This is a genomic window from Holophagales bacterium, from assembly GCA_016719485.1.
In the GTDB taxonomy this organism is placed as follows: Bacteria; Acidobacteriota; Thermoanaerobaculia; order UBA5066; family UBA5066; genus UBA5066.
Map to the genome: position 1 here is coordinate 126262 of JADJZB010000025.1, position 15821 is coordinate 142082.

General features: G+C 70.2%; 10 protein-coding genes, 1 tRNA gene and 1 riboswitch. Of the genes, 7 read left to right on the plus strand and 4 right to left on the minus strand.

Annotation, left to right across the window (positions count from 1 at the left end):
* The first annotated feature begins 13 nt into the window (after positions 1 to 13).
* Genes rfbB through IPN03_17825 form a run of 3 tightly spaced genes read left to right on the plus strand, consistent with a single transcriptional unit; the run spans position 14 to position 3617 of the window.
* Positions 14 to 1078: a dTDP-glucose 4,6-dehydratase gene (rfbB, locus tag IPN03_17815; protein MBK9375521.1), complete on the plus strand. Its 1065-nt coding sequence runs from the start codon at positions 14 to 16 to the stop codon at positions 1076 to 1078.
* 14 nt (positions 1079 to 1092) lie between these two features.
* Positions 1093 to 2073: a WYL domain-containing protein gene (locus IPN03_17820; protein ID MBK9375522.1), complete on the plus strand. Its 981-nt coding sequence runs from the start codon at positions 1093 to 1095 to the stop codon at positions 2071 to 2073.
* Positions 2070 to 3617, plus strand: a complete 1548-nt coding sequence (locus IPN03_17825; GenBank protein MBK9375523.1) for a glycosyltransferase family 39 protein — start codon at positions 2070 to 2072, stop codon at positions 3615 to 3617. The genes IPN03_17820 and IPN03_17825 overlap by 4 nt, the downstream gene beginning before the upstream one ends.
* Positions 3618 to 3684: 67 nt before the next feature.
* Here the strand turns inward: IPN03_17825 and IPN03_17830 are convergent.
* Positions 3685 to 3760, minus strand: a tRNA-Ala gene (locus tag IPN03_17830).
* Between the two features lie 105 nt (positions 3761 to 3865).
* Here IPN03_17830 and IPN03_17835 point away from each other — a divergent pair.
* A complete protein-coding gene (locus IPN03_17835; protein ID MBK9375524.1) occupies positions 3866 to 4165 on the plus strand; it encodes a hypothetical protein in 300 nt (99 codons plus the stop codon).
* A 30-nt stretch (positions 4166 to 4195) separates the two neighbouring features.
* Here the strand turns inward: IPN03_17835 and IPN03_17840 are convergent, their stop codons facing one another.
* Positions 4196 to 5080: a zinc metallopeptidase gene (locus tag IPN03_17840; GenBank protein ID MBK9375525.1), complete on the minus strand. Its 885-nt coding sequence runs from the start codon at positions 5078 to 5080 to the stop codon at positions 4196 to 4198.
* Between the two features lie 130 nt (positions 5081 to 5210).
* On the opposite strand from IPN03_17840, the gene IPN03_17845 reads away from it, so the two are divergent.
* Together IPN03_17845 and IPN03_17850 are read left to right on the plus strand one after the other, a co-directional pair.
* Complete coding sequence (locus IPN03_17845; protein ID MBK9375526.1) at positions 5211 to 8579, plus strand: ExeM/NucH family extracellular endonuclease; 3369 nt, start codon at positions 5211 to 5213, stop codon at positions 8577 to 8579.
* Between the two features lie 141 nt (positions 8580 to 8720).
* Positions 8721 to 10112, plus strand: a complete 1392-nt coding sequence (locus IPN03_17850; protein ID MBK9375527.1) for a hypothetical protein — start codon at positions 8721 to 8723, stop codon at positions 10110 to 10112.
* Between the two features lie 76 nt (positions 10113 to 10188).
* Here IPN03_17850 and IPN03_17855 read toward each other — a convergent pair whose 3' ends face one another.
* Together IPN03_17855 and psd are read right to left on the minus strand one after the other, a co-directional pair.
* Positions 10189 to 12033 carry a TonB-dependent receptor gene (locus tag IPN03_17855; protein ID MBK9375528.1) on the minus strand — a complete coding sequence of 615 codons (1845 nt, stop codon included), beginning with the start codon at positions 12031 to 12033 and terminating at the stop codon, positions 10189 to 10191.
* A gap of 102 nt (positions 12034 to 12135) precedes the next feature.
* Positions 12136 to 12350: riboswitch (cobalamin riboswitch) on the minus strand.
* Positions 12351 to 12424: 74 nt separating this feature from the next.
* Positions 12425 to 13294, minus strand: coding sequence for a phosphatidylserine decarboxylase (gene psd / locus IPN03_17860; GenBank protein MBK9375529.1), 870 nt, complete (start codon positions 13292 to 13294; stop codon positions 12425 to 12427).
* Positions 13295 to 13362: 68 nt separating this feature from the next.
* Here psd and IPN03_17865 point away from each other — a divergent pair, with 68 nt between their 5' ends.
* Positions 13363 to 15165, plus strand: coding sequence for a phosphoenolpyruvate carboxykinase (GTP) (locus IPN03_17865; protein ID MBK9375530.1), 1803 nt, complete (start codon positions 13363 to 13365; stop codon positions 15163 to 15165).
* Positions 15166 to 15821 lie beyond the last annotated feature (656 nt).

The following is a 15821-nucleotide window of genomic DNA, read 5'->3' on the forward strand; positions in this document are numbered from 1 at the left end:
CCAGGAGGACCTCTTGATTCTCGTGACGGGCGGGGCCGGCTTCATCGGCGTGAACTTCGTGCTCGACTGGGTCGCCCTCTCCGGCGAGCCGGTCGTGAACCTCGACAAGCTGACCTACGCGGGCAACCCGCGAAGCCTCGCCCCTCTGGAGGCGGACGACCGCCACGTCTTCGTCCACGGAGACATCGGCGACCGGGCCCTCGTCGGCGAGCTGCTCGCACGGCACAGGCCCCGCGCGATCGTGAACTTCGCGGCGGAGTCCCACGTGGACCGCTCGATCCACGGACCCGAGGACTTCATCCAGACGAACGTCGTCGGCACCTTCCACCTGATCGACACCGTGCGCGGCTGGTGGAACGCCCTCCCCGAGCCGGAGAAGTCCGCCTTCCGGTTCCTCCACGTCTCCACCGACGAGGTCTACGGCTCGCTCGGGCCGTCGGACCCTCCCTTCACCGAGGCGACGGCGTTCTCGCCGAACAGCCCCTACTCGGCGAGCAAGGCCGCGTCCGACCACCTCGTGCGGGCCTACCACCACACCTACGGCCTGCCGACGCTGACGACGAACTGCTCGAACAACTACGGTCCCTATCAGTTCCCCGAGAAGCTCATCCCCCTGATGATCCTGAACGCGGTCCGTGGCAAACCTTTGCCGGTCTACGGGGACGGCATGAACGTCCGCGACTGGCTGTACGTCGCCGACCACTGCTCGGCCATCCGCGCCGTGCTGGAGAGAGGGCGCCCGGGCGAGACCTACAACGTCGGCGGCTGGAACGAGATGCCGAACCTGACGATCGTCCACACGCTCTGCAGCCTGCTGGACGAGATGCGCCCCGACGAGGCCGGCCCCCGCACGCGCCTGATCACCTACGTGAAGGACCGCCCGGGGCACGACCGCCGGTACGCCATCGACGCGGGGAAGATCCTCTCCGAGCTGGGCTGGAAGCCCGCCGAGACGTTCGAGACCGGCATCCGGAAGACCGTGCGGTGGTACCTCGACAACCTCCCGTGGGTCGAGGACGTGGCGAGCGGCGAGTACCGGCGCTGGATCGAGGCGAACTACTCCGGCCGGGGGGCCTGAGAGGCATCGGCGCCGTGGCGGTCAAGGACCGGCCCCTCTTCCGTCGCATCCTCGAGTTCGACGACCTCCTGCGTCGCAGGCGCCTCGTCAACGCGACGAATCTCGCCGCCCGGTGGAAGACGTCGACGAAGACGGTGCAGCGTTTCGTCGGCTTCATGCGCGACGAGATGGACGCCCCGATCGTCTTCGATCGCAAGCGCGGGTCGTTCCGCTACTCCGACCCGTCCTGGCACCTGCCGTGGATCCCGGTGGAGGGGCCGGGCCTCTTCGCCATCGGCGTCGCGAGCAAGGTGCTCCAGCAGTACGAAGGGACGCCGGTCGCCGAAGGGCTTCGCGAGGCGTTCCAGCGCCTCTCCGACATGATGCCGGCGGAGATCCGCGTCAGCCCCGGCGCGTTCGTCGAGCGGCTCTACATCCACCCGCAACCGATCCGCCTCGTCGACCCGGCCGTCTGGACGGCGGTCGCGACCGCGATCCGTGAACGGACGATCCTGAAGGTCCGCTACCAGAAGCCCGGGGGCGAGACGAGCACGCGGCAGCTCGCTCCCTACGGCCTCGTCCTGGCCGCGGGCGACTGGCTCGTCGCGGCCCAGGATCGCGACGACGACCCGCGGACCGTCAAGACGTTCTACGTCGCCCGCATTCGCGACGCCGAGGTCGGAACGGAGCCCTTCACCATTCCCCGCGACTTCGACCTGAAGCGCCACTTCGGCGAGACGATCGGGATCTTCTCCGGGAGCGAGCCGTTCCGGTTCCGCGTCCGCTTCACGAAGGCGATGGCGGCCTGGGTGGCGGAGGTCCGCTGGCACCCGAAGCAGAAGCTGACGCCGCTCCCGGGCGGCGAGCTCGAGCTCGACCTGCCGGCGGGCTCGCTCTTCGAGGCGCGGCGCTTCGTCCTCTCGTTCGGACGGGAGGCGATCGCGATGTCTCCCTCCTCGCTCGTCGAGGCCCTCCGGGCCGAGACGGCGGAGATGGCCGCGGCGTACCGGGAATGACGACGCCGGAGAGCCGGCCCGGCACGGCCCCGGCGTGGGGGCTCCTCCTCGCGGTCGCCGGCGCGAAGCTCGCCGTCCACCTCGCCCTCGCGAACCGGTACGGCACCTTCCGCGACGAGCTCTACTTCCTCGACTGCGGGCGCAACCTGGCCTGGGGCTACGTCGACGCGGCGCCGGCCATCGGGCTCTACGCGAAGGTCGCGCTCCTCCTCGGCGGGTCGCTCCCGGTCCTGCGCGGGATCGCGGGGCTCGCCGGGGCGGCGGTCGTTCTCCTGACCGGCCTGCTGGCCTGGCGCCTCGGCGGCAGCCGCGCGGCACAGGGGCTCGCGGCGGCCGCGGCGCTCGCCACGCCGGCCTTCCTCGGTATCGCCGGCCTCTTCTCGATGAACGTCTTCGAGCCGCTCTTCTGGACGGGATGCGCGTTCGTCCTCGTCCGGCTCGCCGACGGCGCCTCCCCGCGCCTCTGGCTCCTCTTCGGTCTCGTCGCGGGGCTCGGCCTCCTCAACAAGCACTCCACGGCGTTCTTCGGCCTGGCGCTCCTGGCCGGCCTCCTCCTCTCGCCGATGCGCCGCGCCTTCGCGGGGCCGTGGCCCTGGGCCGGAGCGGGGGTCGCTCTTCTCGTCTTTCTCCCGAATCTCCTCTGGCAGTCAGCGCACGGCTTCCCGACGCTCGAGGACCTCCGCAACGTCGCGCGCACCGGTAAGAACGTCGTCCTCGGCCCCGGGGAGTTCCTCCTGCAGCAGGTCCTCCAGCAGGGACCGCACCTCCTCCCCCTCTGGCTCGGCGGGCTCGCGTGGCTCTTCCTCGCCCGCAACGGCCGGTACCGCGCGCTCGCGAGCGCGTTCGCCGTCTTCTTCGTCCTGATGTTCGCGATGAAGGCGAAGGCCTATTACCTGACGCCGATCTACCCGATGCTCCTCGCGGCGGGGGCGGTCGGCCTCGACGAGCTGTTCGAGCGCCGCCGGCGCTTCGCTGGAAGGGCGTGGCCCCGGGCGGCGGTCACCGCCTGGGCGGTCCTCCTCACCGTCCCCGTCGCGCCGCTCGTCCTGCCGATCCTCGACCCTCCCGGGTTCGTCGCCTACACGAGGCGGATCGGATTCGAGCCGCCGAAATCGGAGGTGGCCCACCGCGGCCCTCTGCCGCAGCACTTCGGAGACCAGTTCGGCTGGCCCGAGCTGGTGGCCGACGTGGCGAAAGTCTGGAACGGCCTGACGCCGGAGGAACGCGACCGCGCCGCGATCTTCGCGAACAACTACGGCGAGGCGGGCGCGATCAACCTCTTCGGTCCGGCGCACGGCCTGCCACGCGCCATCTCGGCCCACCAGAATCACTTCTTCTGGGGCCCGCCCGCCTTCACCGGCGACGTCCTCGTCGTCCTCCAGGACGACCGGGAGAGCCTCGAACGCCTCTGCACGTCCGTCGAAGAAGCGGGCCGCCACCAGCACCCCTGGGGGATGGCCGAGGAGAACGGGCCGATCTGGGTCTGCCGCGGCCTCAGGACGCCGCTGGGCGAGCTCTGGCCGCGGCTGAAGAAGTGGAACTGAGGTCGGGGCGGCCCGCAAAACAGAAACGCCGGGACTCTGCCCGGCGAAAAACCCTCACGGAAAGAAATGGTGGAGCTGAACAGGATCGAACTGTCGACCTCTTGAATGCCATTCAAGCGCTCTCCCAACTGAGCTACAGCCCCACGTTTTGAAAGACCAGGGAGGCGCAGGCGCCTCCGCGGACCGGGGAAACTACCATCCCCGGGTCTCCCGGGTCAAGACCGCCGGTTTTCCCTATGATCGGCGGCATGGACACGACACCGCGCGACCCCGAGACGCTCCGGAAGCGGGGAATCATCCAGAAGGTGCTGGGCGGCATGAACCTCCGCTTCCCGGGCCTCTTCGCCCTCCTGGCGACCGTGTTCGTCCTCGACCTCTTCATCCCCGACTTCATCCCGTTCGTCGACGAGATCATCCTGGCGATCCTGACGATGATCTTCGCCCTCTGGAAGGAGCGCCGGTCGACGGTCGTCACGACGGCGACGAGCGGGCCACCCCTGCCTCAGGCGCGGCCGCCGCTTCCGCCCCTGCCTCCCGAGGGGCACTGAACCGGGCGGCGCGGCGGTGCGCCGAGCGGCCTACCGCATCGCGCGGAAGGTGTCGCAGGCCTTGAAGTCGCCCGTCTCGAGCCCCTTGCGGAACCACGCCACGCGCTGCTCCGAGGAACCGTGCGTGAAGGCGTCGGGCGAGACCCGCCGTCCCGCGGCTTTCTGCATCCGGTCGTCGCCGATCGCCGCCGCGGCGCCCAGCCCCTCCTCCACGTCTCCCCGCTCGAGGATCCCGCGCTGCGCCGTCTCGTGTCCCCAGATGCCCGCGAAGCAGTCGGCCTGGAGCTCGAGGGCCACCGAGTAGGCGTTCTCGTTCCGCGGATCGGCCGCCTGGCGCTGCCGGACCGCGTCGTCGATGCCGAGGAGGTGCTGGACGTGGTGGCCGATCTCGTGGGTGATGACGTACGCCTGCGCGAAGTCGCCCGGAGCGCCGAACCGGTCCTTCAGCTCCGCGTAGAAACCCAGATCGATGTAGACCTTCTGGTCGCCGGGGCAGTAGAAGGGACCCGTCGACGACCCCGCGGAGCCGCAGGCCGAGTCGACGCCGTCGCGGAACAGGACGAGCTTCGCGTCGGAATACGTCGCCCCGGCGGCGGGGAGCAGCTTCGTCCACGTCGCCTGCGCGTCGTCGAGGACGAAGGATACGAACTCGACGAGCTCCTCTTCCTGCGGGTCGGCGACCGCGCCGCCGCCCGGGACCCCCGACCCGGCGGAGACGTCGGCGCTCGGCGCGAGCGCCCCTCCGCCCCCGACGAGGGAGAAGAAATCCTTCTTGAAAACGAGGCTCAACACCGCGAGCAGGAGGAAGCCGCCTATGCCGAGCTTCATCCCCGGGCCGCGCCCGCCCCCGTAGGAGCCTCCGCCGCCCCGCTGATCTTCCAGATTTGCGCTCCGTCCGCCGCGGGTCCATTTCATGGCAGGACCTCCTTCTCGCTACGCGAAAGATTAACGGACATCCGGCCCGTGGGTGGATAAGATCCCTGACCTCTTGTCGCGCACATCACACCCCACCCGGCGCGCACTTCACTCCTCAAGGGAGATCCAGATGAACACACCGGCCCGGAGAGTCGCCCTCTCGTCGTTCGTCGTCCTCGCGGTCTTCGCGCTCGCGGCAGCGAGCCCGATCGCCGCGCAACCGACCGACCTCATCATTTCGGAGTACATCGAAGGGTCGGCGAGCAACAAGGCGATCGAGTTCTTCAATGGCACGGCGGCTGCGATCGACCTCGGCACAGGGTCCTACCGTCTCGAAACCTACAGCAATGGTTCAGCCACTGTCAGCTCGTTCGTCGCACTGACGGGGACCGTCGCGGCCGGGGCGACATACGTCATCGCGCCGACGGATGCCAGCCAGACCCTGCGCGACCTCGCGGACCAGGTCACCGGAAGCGGCTGGTTCAATGGCGACGACGCCCTGGTCCTGAGAAAGGGCGGCTCCGGAGGTACGGTGCTCGACTCGTTCGGCCAGGTCGGGACCGATCCGGGCGCGTCGTGGGGCACCGGGATTCTCGCGACGGTGAACCACACCCTGCGCCGTAAGAGCAGCGTGTGTGCGGGCGATACGACGATCGGCAACGCGTTCGACCCAGCGGTGGAGTGGGACGGATTCGACCAGGACACGTTCAGCGGCCTCAGGAGCCACAGCGTCTCCTGTTCCGCCGTCGACACCGCGCCCTCCATCGTCTCCACGAACCCGACAGCCGGCGCGACGGACGTCGCGGTCGCCTCCAACATCACGGTCACGTTCACCGAGGCGGTGACCGTGAGCGCGGCCTCGTTCACCCTCGCGTGCCCCTCCGGGACCCCCTTCGCGGGAGGATTCGTCGTTTCGGGGAGCGGGACGACGACCATCACGATCAACCCGGCGGGCGACCTGCCCGCGGGCACCAGCTGCGCCGTCGGCGTGGTTGCCGCGGCCGTCATCGACCTCGACGGCACCGCCGATCCGATGGCATCGGATTACGCCTGGACGTTCACGACGGCCACGCCCCCCGCGACGATCAGCCTCATCCACGAGATCCAGGGCTCCGGCCTCCTGAGCCCGTTGGTCGGGCAGGTGGTGACGATCGAGGGGATCGTCACCGGGGTGTTCCAAGGGGCAGCACCCGCCCTCGGCGGCTTCTTCGTCCAGGAAGAATCTGGCGACGTCGACGCAGACCCCCTCACTTCCGAAGGCATCTGCGTCTACAGCGACCTCGTGGCGGTTCTCGTAGGCGACAAGGTCCGGGTCACCGGCACCGTTGTCGAGTTCCATTCGACCGCTTCGGGGCTGTCGAGTGACCTCACGGAGCTCGGCTCCGTCACGAGCATCGTGAAAGACGGGACGGGTGCCGTTCCCGCCGCCACGCCGATCAGCTTCCCGGTGAACGCGGTGAGCGACCTCGAGCGGTACGAGGGAATGCTCGTCACCTTCCCGCAGACGCTGACCGTCACCGACAACTACGACCTGGGCCGCTACGGGCAGATCGTCCTCTCCAACGGCCGCCTGCCGGTGGGCACCCACGTGACCACGCCGGGCGCCGCTGCCGTCGCGCAGGAAGGACTCAACCTGCGCAACGCGATCGTCCTCGACGACACAAGCACTGGTCAGAACCTCGACCCGATCGGCTACCCGGCACCGGGCCTCAGCGCGTCCAACACTCTTCGCTCCGGCTACACCGTGGCCGGCCTCGCCGGCGTGCTCTACGACCGGTACGGGCTCTACATGGTCGAGCCGACGGGCGGGCTGGCCGGGGTTGCGTTCACGCCGGCCGCCAATCCCCGCCCCGCGGCGCCAGCGGCGGTCGGCGGCAACCTCAAGGTGGCCGCGTTCAACGTCAACAACTTCTTCACCACTCTCGACACCGGGCCAGACATCTGCGGCCCCCTGGGCACCGGGAGCTGCCGAGGCGCCAACGACGCCACGGAGCTCACACGTCAGACCGCCAAGCTCGTCAACACGATCGTGGCCATCAACGCCGACATCGCCGGGCTGCTCGAGATCGAGAACGACCTGACGAACAACACGATCCAGCACCTCGTCGACCAGGTCAACCTGGTGGCAGGGGCCAACACCTACGACTTCATCGCCACTGGCCCGATCGGGACCGACTCGATCCGCGCCGCGATCATCTACAAGCCCGCCGTCGTCGCCCCCGTGGGCGCCCACGCGACGCTCGGGGTCGTGCCCTTCGACTACGGCAACCGGCCGCCCCTGGCGCAGACCTTCCAGCTGAACAGCTCGGGGGCGAGGTTCACGCTGGTCGTGAACCACCTGCGCTCGAAGGGGAGCTGTCCTCCCACCGACCCCAATGACCCCAAGTACGACCCCCCCAACAACGACCAGGGCGACGGCCAGGGGTGCTGGAACGTCTCCCGCGCCCAGGCGGCCGCGCTCATCAACACGTGGCTGGCGGGCGACCCGACCGCGAGCGGTGACCCGGACTTCCTCCTCGTCGGCGACATGAACGCCTACCGGTACGAGGACCCGATCACGACATTCGTCAACGCCGGCTACACGGACCTGATCCAGTCGTTCGTGGGGCCCGCCGCGTACTCCTACTCGTTCGACGCCGAGTGGGGCTACCTGGACCACGCGCTCGGGTCCCCCTCGCTCGCCGCGCAGGTCACCGGCGTGACCGAGTGGCACATGAACGCCGACGAGCCGGTGGTTCTCGACTACAACCTCGAGTTCAAGTCCGTCGGACAGCAGGCGTCCCTCTACTCGACGCTTCCCTTCCGCATCTCCGACCACGACCCGCTGATCGTCGGCCTCAACCTGGCCGTCAATGCCGCACCGACGGTCGAGGCGGGCGGGCCCTACTCGGTGACGGTCGGATTTACGACGACCCTCACGGCCGTCGCGAACGACCCCAACGGGGACGCCCTGACCGTCGAGTGGGACCTCGACAACAACGGCACCTACGAGACGGTCGGGAACCCGGTCACCTTCTCGGCCGTCGCGCTCCTCCCGGGTGCCTACACGGTCGGCGTTCGGGCCACGGAGACCGCTTCCGAGGGCCTGTTCGCGACCGACACCGCGACGGTGACCGTGATCGCCGGCCCGGCGATCACGAGCCCGGCATCCACCTTCTTCGTGGCGGGAACCGGTGGGACGTTCTCGATCACGACGACCGGCTTCCCCGTTCCGACCCTCACGCTCGCGGGGACCCTCCCGGCCGGCCTCACCTTCATCGACAACGGCGACGGGACCGCCACGATCTCCGGTACCGCCGCGCCCGGATCCGAGGGGACCTACACGGTGACCGTGACCGCGAGCAACGGTGTCGGGACACCGTTCGTCCAGACCCTGACGATCCTGGTGACGGCTGTCGCCGGCGCGGCCATTCCCGTCCTCGACGGTGTCGGCCTGGGTCTCCTCGCGGCCCTCGTCGCCCTCGGCGGCGTGTTCCTCGTGGGACGCCGCCTCTCGTAGCCGTCGAAGCACCCTCCGGTCCTTCGAGGGCCGGGAGCCGCGAGGCTCCCGGCCCTTTCTGCTTTTCGGCTCGGCCGGAGCCGACCTGCGATATCGTCTCCGAAACTCGCAACAGGGCAGTTCCACCATGAGGAGGGTTCCGTGCGCCATTCTTCGCTCGCCTTCGGCTTCGTATTGATCGTCGCGGCTGGCGCGTCCGCCGCGGCCACGACGTCCCCGACGAATCCCGCGTTTCCTTCGCCGGGCCTCCCGCAGGGAGGCTTCGAGGTCCAGGCGCTCGTCGACGGCTTCTGGAGCCCGGTCGCCGACCTGTCGTTCGGCCGCCACTTCCGCGAGGCGCTCGTGGAGCTTCCGGCAGCCGCGCTCGCCAGCCCCCGGGTCCGGGTCCGCCTGATCCAGCACGGCGGCGGCGCCGCGCACATCGACGAGGTCTCGCTCGGGGCGACGGCGCCGACCCGCCTCGAGGGCGCGGCAGAGCCGGAGGCCCTCGCCCTGAGTCTCCGGCGGGACCACGACGTCCTCGACGCATTCGGACGGACGATCGAGGTGAGCTTTGCCGCGTCGCGGCTGGAGAACCCGCTGCGCCTCACGGCGCGCGTGGAGGGCCCCGTCGTCGAGGGGTCACCGTTTGCGTTTCCGCCGCAGAACCAGTTTCAGGAGCTGACGGCCGGCTCCTCCTTCTACCGCTTCACGCCCGCGCCCGAAGGGCGTGCGCCCGCCTGGCCCGAGGCGCTCGACCCCAAGGACGCCCTCTTCTCGGAGCGCTGCGTCCCGACCACGGGGCACCCAGCCGGCCTCACGCTCGGCTGGATCGCGAACGACCAGGAGAACCTGTACGCGGCCGTCGAGTTCACGCCTGACAACACCCGCGACGGAGACGCGGACTGGGCCGGCATCCAGGTCGTCGCGGGCGGGGAGATCCGGGAGTTCCGCGTGTCGGAGGAGCAGACCCGCTGGGGGCTCTCGCGCTTCGGCCCCACGGCCCGGGCCGGGTACCGCCACAAGCTCTACACGTTCGCGATCCCCTTCGCCGAGCTCGGCATTCGCAACCCCTCGGAGGCCGGCGAGCTGAAGCTGGCGTTCTCCGCCTACGGGACGGCCGCCATCGCCTGGCTCTCGCCGCTCTTCCACGACTTCGGGACCGTTTTCGTGGGATCCGCAGCACCCGCGGCGACGTTCACGATCTTCAACGGGACGCAGCAGGGCATGGTCCTCGGAACGCCGTGGTACACGCGCGCCGGGCCGAATTCGGCCGTCTTCCCCATCGCCCCCGGTACCTGCAGCGACGGGCTCGCCATTCCGGCTGGTGGCGGGTGCAGCTTCGAGGTCGGTTTTGCTCCGGCTTCGGCCGGTGCCGCTCTCGACGACATCGTCGTCTCGGCCGCCTTCGGGACGGCTCCGCCGGTCCAGGAGACCATCCGCGTCCAGGGCAACGGGCTGCTCGAGGGCATTCCGGCCCTCGGGGTGCTGGGCGGTCTCGCCCTCGCGCTCGTCCTCGGCGGAGCCGGGACCTGGCTGCTGCGCCGCGGATAGCCCGGAGAGCCGGCAGTTCTGGAGGAGGCCCGGAGCCGCGAAGCTCCGGGCCTCCTTCCCTTTCAGGGGTCCGGGATCAGAACGAGACGTCGAGGCCGACGACCCAGCGGCGGCCAGGTGACGGATAGCCCGCCACCTCCACGTAGTCGCGACCGAGGAGATTCGTGACACGGACGAACGGGGCCAGGTGCTCGAGGAGCCGCGGGCCCGTCGCCGCCAGGTCGACGCGGAAGTAGGCGGGGCTCGTGACCCGCGCGTACGTCGTGGCGTCGACGTCGTCCCTCTCGCCCACGTAGAGGCCCGTCAGCTCGGCGCTCGCGCCGCGGCCGAGGTCGCCGCCGAGCGACGCCGACGCGCGGTGTCTCGGACGCCTGAGGAGCGGGAGGCCGGTGTCGAGGTCCTGGGCGTCGAGCCAGGTGTACGCCGCGCGGGCCCACGTCGTGGCGGAGAGCACCCCGCGCACGACGGCCTCGGCTCCCGTCATCCGTGCCCGGCCGACGTTCACGTTCGCGAAGGTCGCGAAGTCGTAGCGGATGAGGTCCTTCACGTCGCTCCGGAAGAGCGACGCCTCGAAGACGAAACCCCGGGAGATCGTCCACTCGGCCCCGGCCTCGTACGAAACGGATTCCTCGGGCTGCAGGCCGGGGTTCCCCGAGAAGGGGTAGTAGAGCTCGCCGGTCGACGGGGCCCGGAAGGCCGATCCGGCGGCCGCCCGCACCTTCAGAGCGGGGGCGACGGTCCACGAGAGCGCGACCCGGGGATTCGTGGACGCACCGAAGGCGCTGTTCTCGTCGCGCCTCACGCCCGCGGTGATCGCGACCCGGTCGTCGGCAAGGGAGAGGCGATCCTCCGCGAAGACGGACCAGGTGCGCGTCGTCAGGCCGTCGAGCTGGACTCCATACGAGTCCTCGTTGTCGACCTTCGTCTGCTCGTAGTCGGTGCCCACGGAGATCCGGTTCGCGCCGGCGACGTGCGAGAGGACGACGCGGCCGCCGGCGCGGCGCGCCTTCGTCTCGGAGAAGGTGAAGCCCCAGGGGTCGTCGGGGTCGGTGTAGGTCGGGGAATCGTCCGCGAAGGTCCCCGCCGCCTCGAGCGTCGTCCGCGCCCCGAGGGCGAGGGAGAGCGGGACGGAGACGAGCGTCGTGTCGGCCGTCGTCGCGCGCAGAGGCGTGGGCGTCGCCCCCGAAAAGGGGATTCCGGTGCGCGACGACTCCCGCCTCACCGTGACGCCCGCCTTCGCGTTTGCCCCGAGCTGGACGTCGAGCGCGGCGGAGAGGTCGGTCCCCTCGAAGAACTCGTTCGGGAGGTCCCCTGCGATCGTCCCGCGGCGGAAGCCGGCGCTGACGCCGACCGGACCGCTGCGAAGCGCGGCGTTTACACCCCCTTCGCGGGCGGAGGCGTTCCCGAGGCCGAAGTGGGCCTGCCCCGCGAAACCGTCGGCGACGGCCCGTCGCGTGATCACCTGGACGACGCCGCCGAGCGCCTCGGAGCCGTAGAGCGCCGAGAAGGGCCCGCGGACGATCTCGATCCGCTCGACGTTCGCGGTGCCGAGCGAGGAGAGGTCGACGCCGCCGAAATAGGGGCTGTTGAGCTTGACGCCGTCGACGAGGACGAGGGCCGAGTTCGAGTTCGTCCCGCGCAGGAAGAGCGACGTGACGCCGCCCGCCCCGCCGCTCTGCGCCACGTCGACGCCGGGAACGGAGCGCAGGAGGTCGGCCACCGTCGTGGCGCGGGAGCGCTCGATCGCGGCCCGGTCGACGACGGTCGCCGCGACGCCGAGGGTCGCTGCGTCCTCGGGGACGGCGGCGGCGGTGACGACGACCTCGGTTGCGACGGGGGATGGGCCCGGTTGCGGCAGCTGGGCCGCGGCCGGCAGGGAAAGGACGATCGGCAAGAGAAGGGAACGGACGAGACGGTTCACGAGACCTCCGGTCTGCTGCGCTCCGCTGTCCCATCGAAGGGAGGCGGGAGGCGCGCGCGGAGGCGTCTCCCGCGTCCTCTCGAGCCCCGGAGACGGCGCGGCGGGTTGCGATGGGCCCTGGGCAGGTCTCCTGGCTCCCGGATCGTCCGCGCAAGGACCCCTTCCCGGAGGCGAAACCCGCTCTCGCGGATCGCTCGCCCCCAGTGGGATTACGTCCTTCGCGTCCCCGGTCACAGTGGCGGGGGCCGCGCGGGAATCACACCCGCTTCCCTCTCTCGCCCCCCGGAGGTCGGGGGACCCGAGGTCCGTAGAAAAGATCGAGCCGGGAAGGATAGCACCGGGTCGCGGGGTGGCCGGACGCTCCCGCTGACATCGTCCGGCGTGGCTTGCCTCAGGCCCCGCCGAATGCCCCCAGGCGCTGCCCCACGCGGACCGGGCCGTGCGGACGGCCCCACGCGAAACGGCTCGCCCTTTCGCCGCCGACGAGAAGGACCACGGTGGAGCCGAGCTCGAAGGTGCCAAGGTCGTCTCCCGGCGCACACGGGAGTCCCGGGACCTCGAACCTGTCCCTCGCGGCGAGCGGCCGCCCTCCGAGCCAGCGAGGATCGACCACGACGCCCCCCACGTGCGTCGCGGCCACCATCACGGCCGCCACCCAGAGCCCCTCGACCTCGCCGGATCCTTCGGCGATCCAGTACGCCCTCCGGTTTCGCACGTAGAGCCCCGGCGTGAACGCCGTGGAGGCCTCGTTCACCGGCCAGAGCTCTCCCTCGACCCGCCCCACCGCGAGGACCCGTCCGGCGGACGGCACGTGGATCCGGTGGTAGTCCCTCGGCGAGAGATAGAGAGTGGCGTACGCGCCCCCTTCGAACCGCGAGGCGAGCGGATCGGCGGCGAGGAGCTCGTCGAGGCGGTACGGGAGCCCCTTGGCCTGGATGAGCGTTCCGTCTGCGACGCGGCCGGACGCGATGAGCGCCCCGTCGACCGGCGAGTTGAGCCCGCCGGGAACGGCCGGGTCCTGCGGGCGCAGGCCCGGCTTCAGCCTCCGGGTAAAGAGGTCGAGAAAGGAGACGTACTCGCCGAGCGGCTTCTCCGCCTCGGAGAGGTCGACTCCGTACGAGGCCGCGAATCGGCCGAGAAGCGGCTCCCTGAGGGCCCGGGGAAGTCGGGTCCGGGCCGCGGCACCTACTGCGGCGGAGCCAGCCTTCTTCGGGTAGAGGCCGAGGAGCCGGAGGGAGAACGGCGGGCCCGGTTCGGTCATCCCCCGATTATGATAGGGACCTTCGAGCGTCCGGATTCGTTCGTCGTCGCCGCGAGGAGGAGAGCGCCATGAGCACCGCCACCGAGGCCGTCGTCGGCAAAGCCCTTTCCGCCAACCCGCACCTCCTCGCCTGGGTCGAGGAGTGCGCGCACCTCTGCAAGCCCGATCACGTCGTCTGGTGCGACGGGTCGGAGGAGGAGAAGGAGCGGCTCACGTCCCTCGCCGTCTCGACGGGTGTCCTCATCCCGCTCAACCAGGAGAAGCTTCCCGGCTGCTACCTCCACCGCTCCGATCCCGCCGACGTTGCCCGCGTCGAGCACCTCACCTTCATCTGCACGAAGACGAAGGAGGAGGCCGGGCCGAACAACAACTGGATGGCGCCCGACGAGGCGTACAGAAAGCTCGGGCAGCTCTACGACGGCTCGATGAAGGGGCGGACGATGTACGTCGTCCCCTACGTCATGGGGCCGATCGGCTCGCCGATGGCCAAGGTGGGCGTCGAGCTGACCGACAGCGTCTACGTCGTTCTGAACATGCGGATCATGACCCGCATGGGGACCCGCGCCCTCCGGATGCTCGGCGACTCGAACGACTTCAACCGCGGCCTCCACTCGATGCTCGACCTGAACCCGGAGCGCCGTTTCATCTGCCACTTCCCCGAGGACAACGCGATCTGGTCGATCGGCTCCGGCTACGGCGGCAACGTCCTCCTCGGCAAGAAGTGCCTCGCGCTGCGCATCGGCTCCTACCTCGGTCGCAACGAAGGGTGGATGGCCGAGCACATGCTCATCATGGGCGTCGAGGAGCCGTCGGGCGAGACGACCTACGTCGCCGCGGCCTTCCCCTCGGCCTGCGGCAAGACGAACTTCTCGATGCTCATCCCGCCGCGGGGCTTCGACGGCTGGAAGGTCTGGACGGTCGGCGACGACATCTGCTGGATGCGCCCCGGCGCCGACGGCCGCCTCTGGGCGATCAACCCCGAGGCGGGCTACTTCGGCGTGGCACCCGGCACGAACTACGCCACGAACCCGAACGCCATGGAGTCGATCAAGCGCGACACGCTCTACACGAACGTCGCGATGACGCCCGACGGCGACGTCTGGTGGGAGGGGAAGGACGGCGTCGCGCCCGAGGAGCTGATCGACTGGCGCGGCCGGCCGTGGCAGCGCGGCTCGACGGAGAAGGCGGCCCATCCGAACAGCCGCTTCACCGCTCCGGCCGCGAACAACCCGGCTCTCTCTCCGCGCGTGAACGACCGCAACGGCGTGCCGATCTCCGCCATCATCTTCGGCGGCCGGCGCTCCACGACCGTCCCGCTCGTCCTGCAGGGGTTCAACTGGACCCACGGCGTCTACCTCGGCGCCACGATGGGCTCGGAGACGACGGCCGCGGCGGTGGGCAAGGAAGGCGTCGTACGCCGCGATCCGATGGCGATGCTTCCCTTCTGCGGCTACGACATGGGGAACTACTTCGAGCACTGGCTGAACATGGAAGGAAAGGTCGCCGCTCTTCCGAAGATCTTCATGGTGAACTGGTTCCGCAGGGGGCCCGACGGCTCGTTCCTCTGGCCGGGGTTCGGCGAGAACATGCGGATCCTGAAGTGGATCATCGACCGCGCCCGCGGGCGCGCCGGCGCCTCCGAGAGCGCGATCGGCTGGGTGCCGAAGTGGGCCGACCTGCCGCTGAAGGACCTCGCCGTTCCGATGGAGGACGTCGAGGATGCCCAGACGATCGACTACGAGGAGTGGAAGAAGGAGCTCTCCGACCAGGACACGTTCTTCGACCAGTTCAAGGGAACGATGCCGAAGGAGATCGTCTACGAGCGGGAGATCATCCGCTCGCGGCTGAAGCGGGTGACGGCGAAGAAGTAGCCCGGGGAGCCACTGAAGAGACCGACCGGGGGCCCGGGGAGAACACCAGACCGGGCACCAGAGCACCAGAGCACCAGAGCACCGGAGAAGGGAGCCTCACCCCGGAGGCGGGTCCAGCTCGCCTCGGACTGCGCGCGGCCGACCCGCAGGGCGTGCGGCGCTCTGCGCTCGGGTCGCTCGCGAACTCGCTCGCCTTCGGCTCGCTCAAACAGCGCTCGCTTTGCCCCGAGCGCCTCGCGGCGCGCGCCAGCGGGTCCCCGGCCGTGCTCGAGTCGGCTCGCAGGACCCGCCCCCGGGGCTCGGCCCACCGGGGCAACGGCACGCGTTTGGGGCCAGTCTTCATTTTCTACTATACGGTGCTGCGGCCGCCGAAGACGGCTCCCTTGCGGATCGTTGAAGCTCGCCGGCCGCGGGTGGGGCGGTGCGTCTCGCGAGCCGACCTCGAGCACGACCGGGGACCCGCTCGAGTTCGCGAGGACCGGGCGGGGATCAGGCCCGTGCGCGTGTTTGACGAGCGCAGCGAGGAGTTCGCGCGGGCCCCCGCCCGGCCGCAGCGAGCTCGGAAGCGGGTCGGGCGCGCGCAGCGGCGGCCGTGAGACGCACCGGCCCGCACGCGGCCCCCGGCCGAAGCGACGTGACGGTGAAGCTGGTGTCTT

Bases quoted from the DNA above. Each gene is read 5' to 3' on its own strand.
- IPN03_17825 (MBK9375523.1), top strand. From the start codon at position 2,070: ATGACGACGCCGGAGAGCCGGCCCGGCACGGCCCCGGCGTGGGGGCTC.
- IPN03_17835 (MBK9375524.1), top strand. From the start codon at position 3,866: ATGGACACGACACCGCGCGACCCCGAGACGCTCCGGAAGCGGGGAATC.
- IPN03_17840 (MBK9375525.1), bottom strand. From the start codon at position 5,080: ATGAAATGGACCCGCGGCGGACGGAGCGCAAATCTGGAAGATCAGCGG.
- IPN03_17845 (MBK9375526.1), top strand. From the start codon at position 5,211: ATGAACACACCGGCCCGGAGAGTCGCCCTCTCGTCGTTCGTCGTCCTC.
- psd (MBK9375529.1), bottom strand. From the start codon at position 13,294: ATGACCGAACCGGGCCCGCCGTTCTCCCTCCGGCTCCTCGGCCTCTAC.
- IPN03_17865 (MBK9375530.1), top strand. From the start codon at position 13,363: ATGAGCACCGCCACCGAGGCCGTCGTCGGCAAAGCCCTTTCCGCCAAC.